We start from the raw sequence: 14449 nt of genomic DNA, 5'->3' as shown, positions 1-14449 counted from the left end.
GGTTGGTCCGGTCGAACAGGGTTCCTGATCGGGTGATCGGCGCGGGGACTGGCGCCGCCATGCCGTCGGTCCGGTCCGGCACCGGCGAGCCCACCACCGAGCCCCGCTGCGGCTCTGCGGCTGCGGGGTTCAGGTCGTCGGTGGTCCTGCTGGCGTAGTCGTCGGGGTCCTCGGTGGCCCGGGTCACCGAGAGCCCCGACGCGACCGGCAGATCGCGCCAAATTCGCCTACGACGCCTACGACGCCTACGACAAGGACTCGCTCAGGTGAGGCGCTATGCCTGATCGGTGACTCCGGAACCGGCAAGTCCCACCTGCTGATCACGCTCGGCACCAGGCCGGCACTGGACGGCTTCCACGCCCACTACGTGCTGGCCACGGCCCCCGCACTGAGCAGTGGAACGCATCCGGCGGCGCTCCCGTTTCAAGGGAAGAGAGCCAGCTCGAGTGTGCGCTCGTCGCCACACACGTATCCTCGAGAAGGTGTGGGAGAGACTGATGACGACCCGACCTTCGATGCGCGGGTCGGCACGGATGGCGTCCGCCGGGCGGGTCTCGCGGCGGGGCCGGCTGTCGCGGTCTACGTGTGCTCGCGCGCACGGCGGCGGGCCAGTCAGCGCGGGAAGAACGCTGTGCTCGCGGGGCTCCCGCAGGACAGGGCGCCGTACATCGCAGGACGGCCGGTCCGGGTGGGACATCGGCTGGCGACACGGGAGACAGCACATGCACGGCGGGTGTGCGCCAGGCGGGTTTTTGTGGGGACGTCTTCTGTCAGCATGCAGATACATTGCACACTCTAGGTGTCTCGATCCTTTCCATCGGTAGGCGGAGTATGAGCGCGTCGCAGAAGTACAGAGGTCGGCGACTGGGGCTGACAAGCCTCACGGTCGCGGCGAGCGGCCTGCTGGCCTTGTTGATCGGTGTCGCGTTCGCCGTCCTGCTGTGGGCGATCTCCGACGCGAACAGCTCCACCTCGGCCAGACGAGCCTCCCGTACAGCTCTCGTCGAGGCCGGCGCCATGGAACAGCTGCTGCTCGATCTCGAAACAGGACAGCGCGGCTTCGTGATAACGAACCGGGAAACGTTTCTCCAGCCGTGGCACAAGGCGCGCGCCGATCTCCCCGCGGAGGCGCGGCGGTTCACCGAGAGCGCGACATCAGCGGAACAACGGCGCACCGCTGAACAGATCACGCGCGGCGTCGAATCCTTCCTGAACGACTACTCGGTTCCGCTGGTCGAGATGGTCCGGCGGGACAATCCCGCCGCGTCCAGCCTGCAGCAGACCATGGAGGGCAAACAGCGCGTCGACACCATGCGGGCCCAGTTCGACCGGTACACGGCGGACGAACGCGAGCAGCTCGCGGCGCGCACGGACGCCGCCGGGACCAACAGCCGCCAGGCGGTGCTCGCGGCGGCCGTGGGGCTCGCGGCGTCGACCGCGCTCGTTGCCGTCTTCACGGTGCTCCAGCACCGTGCGGTGGTACGGCCGGTGCGCGGGGCAGCGGCCGCGGCGGAGGAGTTGGCGGGCGGCAACCTGACCATGCGGATCCCGCCCAGCAGGGTGGCGGAGATCGGAGCGCTGGGCACCTCCTTCAACACCATGGCGGCCTCACTCCAGGACAGCCGCCGCCGCATCATGGAGAACACCGAGGCCGTGCACCGGCGTACGGCCCGGGACCTGCACGACGGGGCGCAGCAACGTCTGGTCAGCCTGATGATCGGGCTGCGGCTCGCACGGGAGATGGTCCCCGAGACGAAGACATCGGCAACCGACCTGCTGGACCAGTCCATCGACAACGCGCAGACGGCGATCAACGAACTGCGGGAACTGGCGTCGGGGATCTACCCGCTCGTACTGACGGTGAAGGGACTGGTGGCGGCGGTGAAGGACCTGGCGTCCCGGTGCCCGGTACCCACCGTTGTCGAGAGCAAGGACGAGCGGAGGATCTCCTCCACCGTCGAGTCGAACGCGTACTTCGTCGTGGCCGAGGCTGTGACGAACGCGGTCAAGCACGCTCAGGCATCCCGGATCGACGTCTCCATCGAATTCGGGGACGTACTGCGGATCAAGGTCACCGACGACGGTATCGGCGGCGTGGGCAAGAGCACCGCCGGCAGCGGCATGACCGGGCTGACGGACCGGGTGGCGGCGTTCGACGGCAAGCTGACCATCGATTCCCCGCCCGGCGGCGGCACGACCATCCTGATCCGGATCCCGGTGCCGGCCTGAACCGACCCGGCAGCGGCTGACACACGCAGGGGAACGCGGAGCCTGGCAGCGGCGCCATGGCGCGGTCGCATGGCCAGAGCGGGACGACCGCCGTACCGCGGCGCCCGTGCCAGGTGTGTGACTCACGGTCAGCGCAACGTGCCCTGACTCTGGGGCCCTGGGAGTGGGCGCCCTAACCATTGGCGACGTCCAACCGCGCGGTGAAGGCCGTGTAGTCGATGGACGTGGTGCCGTCGCCGTGCATGGGGTTGCTCTCCTTGCCGGCAGCAACCGCGGCGGCTCCCGCGCCACGCGGCTGATCCGCCGTCAGCGCGATGGTGACGGCGGATCAGGAAGGGCGGGCGGCGTCAGGTCCGGGAGGGCGCGGTCTGCGCCAGTTGCCACGCCAGCCCGTCACCGCGAGGCCGGGTCGTGCGTCTCGGGCTTGCCGGCAATCCCCGTGCCGAGCCGCCGGCGCTCGTCGTCGGACAGCCCGCCCCAGACGCCGTAGCTCTCCCCGTGATTCAGGGCCGTGGCCCCGCAGATGTCGAGGACCTCGCATCGGCCGCAGATGGAGCGCGCCCGCTCCTCGCGGTCGCGGCGCGCCCGGCCCCGCTCCCCCGGCGGCGAGAAAAAGGTGGAGCTGCTCATTCCACGGCAGGCGGCGCGTTGCTGCCACTGCCAGTCGCTCAGTAGGGGGCGCAGTGCGTTTTGCATGGTCTTCCTTCCTCTGAAACCTACGACGGCCGAACCCAGTGATGTCACTCCGCCAGCTGGACCAGCTCGTCCCAGTCCACTCCGTTCAGCTCGGTCCCCTGCGAAACCAAGTCATAGGTCCTGGCCAGCCACTTCGCGACCGGCTCGGCCGGGATCTCGAACAGTGCCGTGCGGGTGCCCCCCACGCGTACGTAGAAGGAGGACGGCTCTCCGTCTTGGTCGTGCCCCGGCCAGAGCACCACGTCGCCCTCGCCCGCACGGGCGGCCATGCCCTCGGCCAGCAGCTCTCGGGCGAAGATCCAGCGCACCGGCCGCTCGCCGTCGGTGTCGAGGATCAGTGTGACGGCGAGCGGGTCGTGGGTGTTGTACGAGAACTCGCAGTTCAGCGTCACGGCGAGATCGGAGATCACCCAGTGTGTGATCGTCAGCGAGAGGTGGCGCTTCTTCATGGTTGCCTCCTGGAGACTCGGCCGGTCGATCGGCCTGGAAACGTGGGTGGTCGTGCCCTTGCACCTGAGCTCGGCTCAGTCGATGGCGCGAAGGGTCCGGGGGTGCCGCCGTGCAGCGGCGAGCGCCTCGAACGCCGCGGTGGCCATCAGTACGGAGCCGCCGACATCGGCCAGCTGCTCCAGGGACGAGAAAGGGAAGGCGGTCATGAACAGACCGGCCGAGACGATCACTGCGTTCAGTACGTCGTCATAGACGAACACATGGCTCACCGAGGGCGAGGTGACGGACACGGCCATGGTGAATCCCCGCAGCAGCCAGCCGCAGCCGGTCCACAGGGCGAGCAGGAAGACCGTGCCGGCCCAGCCGTGGAAGAGGGCCGCGCCCAGCGGCAGGGCGGCGAAGCCGCCGACTGCCAGCAGCCACCGGACCGGCGCCGACGCCGTGGACTCGTGCACCGCCAGCAGTTGGAGCACCCCCTGGACCCCCATGTGCACCCCGAAGAGCGCCCCGGCCACGGCCGGCGTGCGCACATGTACGACGATCAGCAGGCCACCCACGGCAGCCGAGACCAGCGAGCCGGCCAGCATCGCCGTGCGGGTGAGGGCACCCCCCGGGGGAGCGGCCACCCGGACACCGGGGCGGCGCACGGGCGGACGGACCTCGTCACCAGGTGCTTCCAGCTGAGCCATGTCCGGTCCCCGTTCCTCAGCCACAAGTGTTCGATGCACCGCGGCACCCCTCGTCCTGTCGGTGAAGCTCTTAGGTTCCTCTGGGGGTTCGGCTCAAGAGCTGTCCAGCGGTGGCGGCTGTCCGACACATCGCGTTTCCTGCAACAGGAACCCCCCGATCCAGCGCCAAGTCTCGAAGGAGGCCGCATCCTGGTCTGTCGTGCGCTCCCTCGCCCTTGCTCGGGGTTTTCCCCCACGCCGTTGTAGGGCCCACCCCACCTCACGGCGGGCACAAGCCGTGTGACCTGCGGCGGCGTCCTGGCGCCGGCCGGGACCGGCCGGCCGGATCCGGGCCAGGAAGCGCACAGACCTCGGGTTTTCCCCACACTGCCCGCGAGGTGAGCCCCCCGCCACGGCTCAGGCGTCCTTGACAGCCACCGGACGCGGCGAGGACACATCCTGTGGCTCGGACGACGCATATCACGTGTGACGACCGAGGACAGGCGGCGGCGGAGAGGAGTGAAACTCATGGCCACCCGCACCACCGCGTCCCGGGAGCAGGGTTGGTGCCTTCAACGCGCGGCTGAGGAACGTCAGTTCGGCGGTGACGATCGCGTGTGAGTGCGTATGGCGATGCGCGTATGGCCATACGCGTATTGCGATGCGCCAACACGGCCAGTCGCCCCTGGCCCGACCGTACTCGCGGCGAATGCCCCACGGCTCGGGGGTCCGGCCCGGCCCGTGCGGCACACGGACCACTGGCGGCCGGTTTGATCCGGGCGACCGACATCCCGCCGACGACGAACGGCGCCCCCAGCCCGTACCCGAGGCGCCTGCGCGCGAGCACGACGCACAGCGGGAGCGGCTCCTTAGGCGGGCGCTGCGCCTCGTCCACCGTCACGAAGCGGAGTGCTGTGGATCGAGGGTCCCGCCGGCGCCGGGAAGTCCCGCATTCCGGCCTTCGCCCCCGAAGAGGCGGCCTGGCCGGGAGCAGGATCGCCGGGGCTGTCATGGCGCCGCCGGCTCTTCCCCGCCGGCCGCCCTCGTGCCGGTGCCCGCCGCGCGGACCGGGGAACCCGGATCTCCGTACCGGTTGCTGCGACGGGTCGAGGACGGCCTGCGGGAACTCGCTCACGAGCGGCCCTACGCCGCGACCTGCCCGCGGAACAGGCGACCTCCTTCGAACTCACCGCGCGGGACCCGGATTCCGTACGACTGCTGATGAAGGGCCTGATGGGGCCGCGGGCCGGGGAGGCCGAGCCGTACCTGACGCTGCTCGGCGGGCTGCCGGGTGCCAGCCGCCATCTGTGCGCGTCTCACCCCGCGAACCGGAGCAGAGGACGATGCGCGCCAAACGCGACGCGTTGGCCGGGGCCGTCGTCACCCGTCGGCTCGACCAGTTGACGCAGCACAGCAGGGAACACGCATCTGTGGCACGCGTACGAGAAGCCGGGGATCCTCTGTGCACCGGGACCGGGAGATCGATTCGACCGGCGCCTCCGCCTGAACGTCGAGGTCACACGTGTGCGCTTTCGACGAGCCGTCTCAGATGGGTATTTGTCATGTATGCGAGACACGCGTCAGGCTAAGATGCCGGCATGAGCCAACCACTGCGGGCGGTGCTCGGAGAAGACCAGCCGTTCATGCGCGAAGGTATCGCGGCCATCCTGCGCAAGGCCGGCATCGACGTGGTCGAGGCCGCCGACAACGCGGTGGACCTCGTCCGCGCCGCCGAGGAGCACCGCCCCGACGTGGTGATCACCGACATCCGGATGCCGCCGGAACTGGAGGCGGACGGCCTGCGTGCCGCACAGAAGATCCGCGCGGCGCGGCCGGAGACCGCCGTCATCGTCCTCTCCCAGTTCCTGGACGCCTCCTACGCGCTCGACCTGGTCGGGGACGACCCGAGCGGGGTGGGCTATCTCCTCAAAGAGAAGGTGGCCAGCCCTCAGATCCTCATCGATGCCGTCGAGCGGGTGCTGGCCCGCGACTCGGCCCTCGACCCGGACGTGATCGCGGCGCTGCTGGGGCGCAAGCGTCCGGAGGACCCGCTGGCCGCGCTGACGCCGAAGGAGCGGGAGGTCCTGGCGCTGATGGCAGAGGGCCACTCCAACACGGGGATCTCCGAGCAGCTCTTCGTGAGCGTCGCCGCCGTGGAGCGGCACGTGACCGGGATCTTCATGAAGCTGGGGCTCAGCCAGGCGGCAACCGGACAGCACCGCCGGGTACTCGCGGTGCTGCGCTACCTCGGGCAGTAGGACGCGGGCAGAGGCAAGAGGCCACCGGCCAGAGGTTTCGGTCAGGGGCTTCCGTAGGAGTGCTTCCGCAGGAACGCTTTCCTGAGAAAGGCTTCCGTCAGGAGCCGGAGGGTGCGAACAGGCCCCGCAGGTCGGCGTCGAAGAGCTTGTCCTTGGCGACGAAGGACTTGATACCCGCTCTCTCCAACTCCTCCGGCGACCAGAACGACTTGTCGGTGGAGGTCAGCACGATCCGCGGCGGGTTGTCCTCCTCGGTCAGCCGACGCGCCACGGTCAGCCCGTCCAGATCGGGCAGGTGCAGGTCGAGGAGCAGCCCGTCAGGGCGGTGTACTTGCACCGCGGCCAGGGCCGAGGCGCCATCCCCGGACTCCGCCACGACACGCAGCCCCCGTGCCGTCAGCAGCGTCGTGGCGATCCGGCGGAACCCAGGGTCGTCGTCTACGACGACGATGTTGATGCACATGATCTCAGCATGCCGAACGCTCTCGCGGCCGGACCATAGGGGGAGCCCTACGGTTTGTGTATCACTCATGCAGGGGGGATCCCGCACGCGCCCTCAGGCCGTGCCTCGGCCGATCGGGCGCCCGGGGCCGCTGGTCGGCCCCTCGCTCGATCAGTGCGGCAGATCGACATGGCCCGTGGCGGAGTACATCTCGCCGACTTCGGGGAGCGCCGCGAGGACGGCGGTGGTCCGGCGCCCGGTGCTCTGACTCAGGACGACGGCGACGGCGACGGCGACGGCGACAGCGACAGCGACGAGATCGTGGCCAAGGGTCGCACGAGCCCGGCGATGACCTCGGCCAACCGGTCGGGCATCGACAGGAACGGTGAGTGTGCGGACTCCAGCCTGACCACGTGGGTCCTGTTCTGCGGGCAGGCGTGGTCGGCCTGGGTGACGAACAGGCGCTGGAGGGCGACGGGGATGGTGTTGTCCCGGGTGCACAGCACATAGGTGCGCGGGATCGACCCCCAGCGCTGCGCGGTGAGTGTGATGGGCTGTGTGGCCATCGCGGTCGGTGACTCGCAGCCGAGGAGGGCGATCGCCGCGTCCGCGATGTCCTGGTCGACACCGCCGTAGAACGCGCTGCGTACTGCGGGCCGGAGGGCCGGATCAAGGCCGGGGTGGAGTTCCTCGGATGGCATTCGGCCGACGGGTGTGGAGCGGAATCGACGAAGTGTAATGCGGTCCTGCCCCGGACAGCGGGGATGCGGAGACAGGACCGCCGGAGGAGCGTGCCGGCAATCGGGACTCGGGGGCACATCCACCCATGCCGGCACGGCGCTGCCACACTCCTTGTCGACAAGGAACGTGGCTTGCCCTCACCTGTCACCCGAGCGTGTCCGAGTGCAGGTGCCTCCAACCTGGAAACGGTCCGACACCCCGTTCGGGTTCACGCAAGGTTTGCGCTTCCGATTCGGTGTTTCGCGGCGGGTGCTGTCATGGCCCTTTGCGCCCGCGAGCGCGTGGCGTCACGGCGGCCGTCGAGGGGTCCGTCAAGCGGCATGTGCTGTCGATGGCCACGAACCGGAAGAACTCTACGATCGTCCCCGCGGACTCCAACGCGCTTGGGCCCAGGCGAACTTCGTCTCCAGCGTGGATGGGGCAGCGACAGAACTCTTCGAAATCCATGTCCGCGTCGTGCGGCACGGCTATCACGCTCCTGACCCGGAGTTGTCCGCTGCGCGTAGACACCGGGTGAACCGCCGGTCGGGTTGCACGAATTCGGATACTTCCTTGCCGTCACACGACCCCAGCCGAGGAGAGAACCCTCAGCCGGTCGTGCTCCACGTCTTCAAGTTGGCCGCTTCCGCGTCCGCGTAGTTGATCCAGTTGATGCGCATCATCGCGGCGATCGTGCCGAGCACCCCGCCCTGCGACTCGTCCCCGTACAACGCCACCGCGGCCTGGTCCCAGTGGTGCATGTGGAGCTGGTACTCGTCCGCCGACTGGGCGGCCCAGGTCTGGATCAGCGGCTGCAGCCTCGTTCGCAGGTGCTCCAGCTCCTCGTCGAGGAGCCGCACCGTCTCGTTGATCACGTGTCCGGCATCCTGCAGGTTGCCACCGACGCGAAGCGACGCTGATTCGAAGTCCGGCATGTCGTGTCTCCCGCTGCTTGTCAGGTCGCTACCACCGGGGCGGTGGGAGCTGGATCTTGGAGACGTTGTGCGACGCCGCCGTCTCCGCGTCTACGTAGTTGCCGTGCGTACCGCTCAGGCCTTCCGCGATCGCGGTGAGCGCCTGGTGGAGCTTCGCGGCATTCGCGTCGTAATCCGCCATCAGGGAGCCGAACTGCGTCGCCGCGGGCCCCCTCCAGAAATCGTCCAGGCTCACCACGTATTTCCTGAGCGCGTCCAGCCGCTCAGCAACGGACTCCGCTGTGGTGAAACAGGCGCTGGCCGCGTCGCTGAGGTCTGACGGAAGTAGCTCGTAGACAACTCCGTCTCTGGTTTCCGACACAGTGAAGACCTTCCGTCGGAGGTGTGCTCCACGGCACACCTGATGTATTGGCCACGGCACTGCTCGGCAAAGATACCTCACTGCCTCCGCAAACATGTGTTTATCGTCGGCAGGTGCACTCTATGGGCTGCCAGGTTTGACCACCTTGCGCCAACTGTGGGCCGACCTGCTCCGCGGTCCGACTAGGATTACACATACGTGTTACAACATGTGAGGGGCTTCTGGATGACTCCGGTGCCACCCGGCACATGTGAGACCGGCTGCCGGAAGTCCGTCGGGAAGGAAAGGAATCGGTATGGGGGATCCAGAGTCCACGAAAGTGCGCGGGCCCGGCCTGCCCGGCTTCGCAGGGAGTTTCGCCGCGAGCTCCCGCCGGCCGGGGGAACGCGACAGAGCCCACGTGGTCTCGCGGCTGGTCGTCGTGATGGCTGTGGTCGCTCTGGTCGCGGCGGGCGCGATCGGCATCGGCATGATGTCCACGATGGGGGGCGGATCGGATGACGAGCACGCCTCCCGTCAGGCCGCCGCGTCCGTGCGGGACACCTCGAAGGGCAACGAGGCCCAGGCCGATTCCGTACGGCCGAAGACGCATGAGTCCGGAAAGCCCGGTCATGAGTCGAAGTCCGTGCCATCCGGCGGCGGCGCGGGCCGGCTTCCGGCCGGAGGAGCCGCGATTCCGTCGGGCGGGTCCGACAATCCACCATCCAGCGGCAAGAGCGGCTCCGACGCCGGTGAGAGCGCCTCCGGTTCGGGGCAGAGCGGGAGCGCGCCGACAGCCGCACCCCAGCCGAAGGCCAAATCGCAGGCCCAGCCGGGTGTGACCGGCCGCATCGTGAGCTTCGCTTCGAGCCGGTGCATCGACGTCTTGGACGGCCGGAGCGACTCGGGAGCGCCGCTGCAGATCTGGGACTGCTCCGACGACAGCTGGCAGAAGTGGACGTTCTACACCGACGGCACGGTCCGATCGCAGGGCAAGTGCATGCAGACCGCGGGCGGTTCGACGGCCAACGGTGCCGCCGTCCAGCTCGCCACATGCACCGGCGGCGCAGCACAGAGGTTCGACCTCAACGAAAGGGACGACCTGGTCAACACCCACGCCGACAAGTGCGTGGACGTCCAGGACAAGAAGACCGCCAACGGCACCCGGCTCCAGCTGTACACCTGCGCCGGCACGCCGAACCAGAAGTGGGGCCTGGGCTGACGAGCATGACGAATGAGCACGAACAACCGGACCTCGATGACGTCCTGGAGCAAGCCCGGCACCTGGCACAAGGGCTCATCGCGGCACAACAGGCGCCAGGCGACGCGAGCTTCACCGGTGTCGCCGGCGGCGGCCTGGTCAAAGCGACGGTGAGCCCGACCGGACATCTGCAGCACCTCGAGATATCCCCGGTGGCCGCCGACCCCGACAAGACAGAGGCGCTCGCGGACAGCGTCCTGGCCGCGGTACGGGAGGCGCACGGTGCGGCCGCGGCCGCCCTCCAGGCCCGGTTCGCAGGGCTGACGCAGAACCTGTGAGGGACGGCTCCGGCCATCGCCCGCCCCCAGGGCCCGATACGAGTCGACGAGAAGGAAACGCCTGTGGAAGACGAACGCTGCCACGTCACGATCGTGGGAACACGGCGCAGAGTTGACCTGTCGGTGCCGGTGTACGCGACCATCGCCGAGTACACACCGATGTTGTTGCGTGCCTGCGGGCAAGAGACGACCGACGACACGTTTCCGCCTGTCTGGTCGCTCGCCCTGCCGGGGGCGCGGCCTTTCCCGCCGGAGGCGACGCTCGCGGAATCGGGCGTGGTGGACGGCGCGACCCTCTACCTTCAGGACGCCGCCGCAGGGGAGTTCGACGAGGCTGAGGTCAGCGACCTGGAGGAGCAGGTCAACGAGGTCAACCGGTCGGGTCTGTCCTGGGACGCCCGCTCGCGGGCCCACACACTCCTGCTGGGCGGGGTCGCGGCGCTGATCGCCGGTTTCGCGGTCCTGGTCGCGCACCGTCCGGCGCAACCGGCCGGTGGCATCGGTGCGCTGCTGACCGGTTCCTGTCTGGCGCTGCTGGCCGCGCACGCCACCCGGCGCGGTTGGACCCTGCCGTCCGGCGTCCACCTGACCCTGGCACTGTCCGCGGTACCGCTCTTCTCGACGGCCGCGCTCTCGGTGCCCGTGGCGCGGGAGAACACCTTCACGGCGCTCGTGGCGACCGGCATGGGCATCGCGCTCGGATCCGGTGTCGCCCGCCTCGCGGTGCCTCGCCTGCTGCCCCTGGCCGTGCTCGCGGTGTCCTGCCTCTTCCTGCCCACAGTGGTGGGGCTGGCCCTTGCCGACGCGAACCTGACGGAGAGCGCGGCCGTCGTCGCCGTACTGCTGCTCGGCCTCCTCGCCGTGGCACCCACCGCCACCGGACACCTCGTCGCGCTGGCGGGCGGGACGCCGCCCGCAGCCGACGACGAGCCGGCCGGGCGCGGCGCGGACGTCACCGAACTGGCCAGGCAGGCCCGCCGACTGCTGGCCGGCATCGCCGTCCTCTGCGCCCTGGTGCTGACCCCGGCCCTCGTACTGCTCGCTGCCGCTGACCGGACATGGCCGGTGGCGCTCTGCGTCTGTGTGAGTCTGGCACTGCTGCTGCGCGCCGGCCTGCTCAACGCCCTCGGTGCCGTGCTGCCTCAGCTCACCGCGGGTGTGACCGGCCTGGCGTCGTGCCTGGCGCTCGCCCCGCCCTCCTTCGGCGCCCCCGGCTGGACCGGCCCCGCCGCTCTTGTGCTGGCCGCGCTGGGGGCCCTTGGTCTGGGGCTGGCCCGCGCGTTCGGCATCCCCGACGAACTCGGCGAACGGCCGGGGTGGATGAGCTCCTTCGGGCTCTTCCTGTCGATCGTCAGCGTTCCGCTCGCCCTGGGTGTCTTCGGCGTCTTCGGTGACCTCCTCAGCCTCGGTGCGGGCCTGTGACCGGCGCGGCACGGAGCGGGTCGTGAAGCAGAGCGTCGTACGGGTCGCCGAACGGGGATGGGGGACGCACCGGACGGTCGCCGCCGCCGTGCGCGCCGCAGCGGACGGGGCCGTGGTATCCCTCCAACCCGGCACCTACCACGAGTCTTTGGTGATCGACCGCGATGTGACGATAGTGGCCGCGAAGGGGCCGGGCACGGTACGCATCGCGCCCGGCCGCGGCGCTGCGGTGAGCGTCAGCGGAGGAGCGCCGGTCCTGCGCCACCTCGACCTCGCGGGCGGTGGCGGCGGCCCCGCGCTGCTGATCCGCGGCGGCAGCGCGGAAGTCGAGGCATGCACCGTGACGGCCGGGTCGGTCGAGGTCGGTCACGACGCGCGGGCCGCCCTGCGCGACTGCACTGTCCGCGACGTGCCCGGGGACGGCGTCCGGGTCACCGGAACGGCCGTGGCCGCCCTCACCGGGTGCACGCTCGGGCCGGTCGGTCGGCATGGTGTGCACGTCGACGACGGTGCCCGGGTGGAACTGCGCGGCACCCGCGTCGCCCAATCGGCGGCCTGCGCACTGGCGTTGACCGGAACCTCGACGGTCACGGCCGACGACTGCTTCTTCGGCGAGTGCTCCGACGCGGCAGTGCGTGTCGCCGGCCCGGCCCGGCTGCTGCTCCACAACTGTCGCCTGCACGGCGCGGGTACCCACGGCCTGCAGGGCGAGAACGCGGTCCTCGACGCCCGCACACAGCCGACCGAGCCGCCATCGGCCGAGGGGGCCGGATCGGCCGCCGGTCGCGCGGACAGCAGCATCCGGCTGGAGCGGTGCGAGATCCTGCGCACCGGCCGGGAGGGCGTGTATCTGGCCGGCGAGTCCGACGCGCGCCTGACCGACTGCCACCTCACGGAGGTCGGTGAGGCGGCGATACACGTCACGGGCAACAGCAGACTCGTCCTGGAACGGGTGCGGGCCGTCGACCTGCCCGGCACGGCCCTGGCCGTCGGGGCGAGTGCGGAGGTCCTCGCCACCGGCTGTGTCTTCGCCCGCGTCGGTGCCAACGGCCTGTACGGGAGCGGGAGTTCGCTCACCATTCTCACCGAGTGCGAGATGTCCACCACTGCCTACAGTGCGGTGCACCTGCAGGGTGGTGCCCGGGCGGAGTTGCGGACCTGTGTCGTGCTGGACAGTGCCCAGCACGGCGTCCGGGTGGAGCACGGCGCCCATCTGACGGCGCTGGACAGCCGGATCGAACGGGCCGGCCTCTCCGGGTTGGACGTCGAGGAGGGCGACGCCCTGGTACGCCGGTGCTCGGTCTCCGCGTGTGCCACGGGGGTCCGGCTGCGGACCCGGCACCGGCCGCTCCTTGACACCTGCGAGGTCCGGTCGGTCCGGCGCACCGGAGTGGAGATCGGCACGGGTACCGGTGCGACCCTGACGAACTGCGTCATCGAGGACTGCGAGACCTCGGGGGTCTTCTTCGAGAAGGACAGTGAGGGCTGGGTCGACGGTACGGTCATCGCCGATGTCCGGGGCAGCGGCCTCGTGGTGTGGAGCGGTTCACGGCCCCGTGTGTACTCCACGCGGGTCCGCGGCGCGGCCAAGAACGGCGTCTACGCCCATGACGAGGCGGCCGGGGTGTTCGAGGACTGCACGGTCACCGACACCCGGTACCCCGCCCTGTACGTGGGGGCGAACGCCTCGCCCATGTTCCGGAATCTGCTGGTGCACGACACGCAGGAGGATCTCTCCTCGCATGCCGACAGCGAGCCGGTCTTCGAGCGATGCCGAAGCGAGAACGTCACGATTCCGACGATGCCGGCCGATACCGTCGACGAACGGGAGCCCGCCGTCCGCGGCAGCCGTCCGACGACTCTCCTGGAGAACAGCCCACGGGCAGAGGAGCCCGCCGCGGAGGAGTCGCTGCCAGGGCTGCTGGACGAGCTGGACAGGCTGGTGGGCCTGGAGCGCGTCAAGCAGGAAGTCGCCTCGCTGGCCAAGGTGATGCGCATGGTCAAGCAGCGCCAGGAAGCCGGCCTCCAGCCTCCGCCGCTGGCCCGGCACCTCGTGTTCGCCGGCAACCCCGGCACAGGCAAGACGACCGTGGCCCGCCTCTACGGCCGCATCCTGGCGGCGCTCGGCATGCTGACCCACGGTCGCCTCGTCGAGGCCGACCGCGCGGCGCTCGTCGGTGAGTACGTCGGCCACACCGCCCCCAGGACGACAGCGGTCTTCCGACGGGCCCTGGGCGGCGTGCTGTTCATCGACGAGGCCTACTCGCTGGTTCCGCCGGGGCAGGGCTCCGACTTCGGACAGGAAGCGGTCGCCACGCTGGTCAAACTCATGGAGGACCACAGGGACGATGTCGTCGTCATCGTCGCCGGCTACCCGGACGACATGGACCGGTTCCTCGGCTCCAACCCCGGCCTCGCGTCCCGTTTCACCCGGACACTGAGCTTCGACGACTACTCGTCCGCGGACCTGGTGCGCATCGTGGAGCACCAGGCACGGTTGCACGAGTACAGCCTGCGTGCGGACACCGTCACCGGTCTGACCGCCTACTTCGACGCCATGGAGCGGACGGAACGGTTCGGCAACGGCCGCACCGCCCGACAGGCCTTCCAGCGGATGACGGAGCTGCACGCTCAGCGGGTGGCGGACCTGGAGTCCCCCGGTCCCGAGGACCTCACCCTCGTGCTGCCCCGGGACCTGCCGTCGGAGGTACTGCACTCATGAGCCGCCACGCCGGAAGGCCGGGACCGCA

General features: G+C 69.9%; 13 protein-coding genes and 1 pseudogene. 7 read left to right on the top strand and 7 right to left on the bottom strand.

Going from position 1 to position 14449, the window contains the following annotated elements:
• Positions 1 to 259: 259 nt before the first annotated feature.
• Both ACTWQR_RS17435 and ACTWQR_RS17430 read left to right on the top strand, forming a co-directional pair.
• Positions 260 to 379 (top strand): annotated as a pseudogene (locus ACTWQR_RS17435) (IS21-like element helper ATPase IstB); the annotation flags it as partial.
• A gap of 452 nt (positions 380 to 831) precedes the next feature.
• Positions 832 to 2229, top strand: coding sequence for a CHASE3 domain-containing protein (locus ACTWQR_RS17430; RefSeq protein WP_443227994.1), 1398 nt, complete (start codon positions 832 to 834; stop codon positions 2227 to 2229).
• A 393-nt stretch (positions 2230 to 2622) separates the two neighbouring features.
• Here the strand turns inward: ACTWQR_RS17430 and ACTWQR_RS17425 are convergent, their stop codons facing one another.
• The 3 genes from ACTWQR_RS17425 to ACTWQR_RS17415 form a co-directional block, all read right to left on the bottom strand.
• Positions 2623 to 2925, bottom strand: coding sequence for a WhiB family transcriptional regulator (locus ACTWQR_RS17425; protein WP_443227993.1), 303 nt, complete (start codon positions 2923 to 2925; stop codon positions 2623 to 2625).
• Between the two features lie 44 nt (positions 2926 to 2969).
• The gene (locus ACTWQR_RS17420; protein ID WP_443227992.1) at positions 2970 to 3374 is read right to left on the bottom strand and encodes an SsgA family sporulation/cell division regulator; all 405 of its coding nucleotides are present in this window, start codon (positions 3372 to 3374) and stop codon (positions 2970 to 2972) included.
• A 75-nt stretch (positions 3375 to 3449) separates the two neighbouring features.
• Positions 3450 to 4064 (bottom strand): hypothetical protein, encoded by a 615-nt coding sequence (locus ACTWQR_RS17415; protein WP_443227991.1) that lies wholly within the window; start codon positions 4062 to 4064, stop codon positions 3450 to 3452.
• Between the two features lie 1577 nt (positions 4065 to 5641).
• Between ACTWQR_RS17415 and ACTWQR_RS17410 the strand changes: the two genes are divergently transcribed.
• The gene (locus ACTWQR_RS17410) at positions 5642 to 6301 is read left to right on the top strand and encodes a response regulator transcription factor (RefSeq protein WP_443227990.1); all 660 of its coding nucleotides are present in this window, start codon (positions 5642 to 5644) and stop codon (positions 6299 to 6301) included.
• 97 nt (positions 6302 to 6398) lie between these two features.
• Here the strand turns inward: ACTWQR_RS17410 and ACTWQR_RS17405 are convergent, their stop codons facing one another.
• From ACTWQR_RS17405 to ACTWQR_RS17390, 4 genes are all read right to left on the bottom strand, one after another.
• A complete protein-coding gene (locus ACTWQR_RS17405) occupies positions 6399 to 6764 on the bottom strand; it encodes a response regulator (protein ID WP_443227989.1) in 366 nt (121 codons plus the stop codon).
• 248 nt (positions 6765 to 7012) lie between these two features.
• The gene (locus ACTWQR_RS17400; RefSeq protein ID WP_443228024.1) at positions 7013 to 7561 is read right to left on the bottom strand and encodes an alpha/beta fold hydrolase; all 549 of its coding nucleotides are present in this window, start codon (positions 7559 to 7561) and stop codon (positions 7013 to 7015) included.
• A gap of 510 nt (positions 7562 to 8071) precedes the next feature.
• The gene (locus tag ACTWQR_RS17395; protein WP_443227988.1) at positions 8072 to 8398 is read right to left on the bottom strand and encodes a WXG100 family type VII secretion target; all 327 of its coding nucleotides are present in this window, start codon (positions 8396 to 8398) and stop codon (positions 8072 to 8074) included.
• Between the two features lie 28 nt (positions 8399 to 8426).
• Positions 8427 to 8759 carry a WXG100 family type VII secretion target gene (locus tag ACTWQR_RS17390; RefSeq protein ID WP_443227987.1) on the bottom strand — a complete coding sequence of 111 codons (333 nt, stop codon included), beginning with the start codon at positions 8757 to 8759 and terminating at the stop codon, positions 8427 to 8429.
• A gap of 295 nt (positions 8760 to 9054) precedes the next feature.
• Here ACTWQR_RS17390 and ACTWQR_RS17385 point away from each other — a divergent pair, with 295 nt between their 5' ends.
• The 4 genes from ACTWQR_RS17385 (at position 9055) to ACTWQR_RS17370 (ending at position 14421) form a co-directional block, all read left to right on the top strand.
• Positions 9055 to 9960: a ricin-type beta-trefoil lectin domain protein gene (locus ACTWQR_RS17385; protein ID WP_443227986.1), complete on the top strand. Its 906-nt coding sequence runs from the start codon at positions 9055 to 9057 to the stop codon at positions 9958 to 9960.
• Between the two features lie 5 nt (positions 9961 to 9965).
• The gene (locus ACTWQR_RS17380; protein WP_443227985.1) at positions 9966 to 10277 is read left to right on the top strand and encodes a YbaB/EbfC family nucleoid-associated protein; all 312 of its coding nucleotides are present in this window, start codon (positions 9966 to 9968) and stop codon (positions 10275 to 10277) included.
• Between the two features lie 63 nt (positions 10278 to 10340).
• Positions 10341 to 11699: an EsaB/YukD family protein gene (locus tag ACTWQR_RS17375; protein WP_443227984.1), complete on the top strand. Its 1359-nt coding sequence runs from the start codon at positions 10341 to 10343 to the stop codon at positions 11697 to 11699.
• Between the two features lie 22 nt (positions 11700 to 11721).
• The gene (locus ACTWQR_RS17370) at positions 11722 to 14421 is read left to right on the top strand and encodes a right-handed parallel beta-helix repeat-containing protein (RefSeq protein WP_443227983.1); all 2700 of its coding nucleotides are present in this window, start codon (positions 11722 to 11724) and stop codon (positions 14419 to 14421) included.
• The last annotated feature ends 28 nt before the right edge of the window (positions 14422 to 14449 follow it).

The organism is Streptomyces sp. 2A115 (assembly GCF_052245575.1).
GTDB lineage: Bacteria > Actinomycetota > Actinomycetes > Streptomycetales > Streptomycetaceae > Streptomyces.
This window is presented reverse-complemented; position numbering and strand designations above follow the sequence as displayed.

Bases quoted from the DNA above. Each gene is read 5' to 3' on its own strand.
- ACTWQR_RS17420 (WP_443227992.1), bottom strand. From the start codon at position 3,374: ATGAAGAAGCGCCACCTCTCGCTGACGATCACACACTGGGTGATCTCC.
- ACTWQR_RS17430 (WP_443227994.1), top strand. From the start codon at position 832: ATGAGCGCGTCGCAGAAGTACAGAGGTCGGCGACTGGGGCTGACAAGC.
- ACTWQR_RS17410 (WP_443227990.1), top strand. From the start codon at position 5,642: ATGAGCCAACCACTGCGGGCGGTGCTCGGAGAAGACCAGCCGTTCATG.
- ACTWQR_RS17405 (WP_443227989.1), bottom strand. From the start codon at position 6,764: ATGTGCATCAACATCGTCGTCGTAGACGACGACCCTGGGTTCCGCCGG.
- ACTWQR_RS17415 (WP_443227991.1), bottom strand. From the start codon at position 4,064: ATGGCTCAGCTGGAAGCACCTGGTGACGAGGTCCGTCCGCCCGTGCGC.
- ACTWQR_RS17380 (WP_443227985.1), top strand. From the start codon at position 9,966: ATGACGAATGAGCACGAACAACCGGACCTCGATGACGTCCTGGAGCAA.
- ACTWQR_RS17395 (WP_443227988.1), bottom strand. From the start codon at position 8,398: ATGCCGGACTTCGAATCAGCGTCGCTTCGCGTCGGTGGCAACCTGCAG.
- ACTWQR_RS17425 (WP_443227993.1), bottom strand. From the start codon at position 2,925: ATGCAAAACGCACTGCGCCCCCTACTGAGCGACTGGCAGTGGCAGCAA.
- ACTWQR_RS17385 (WP_443227986.1), top strand. From the start codon at position 9,055: ATGGGGGATCCAGAGTCCACGAAAGTGCGCGGGCCCGGCCTGCCCGGC.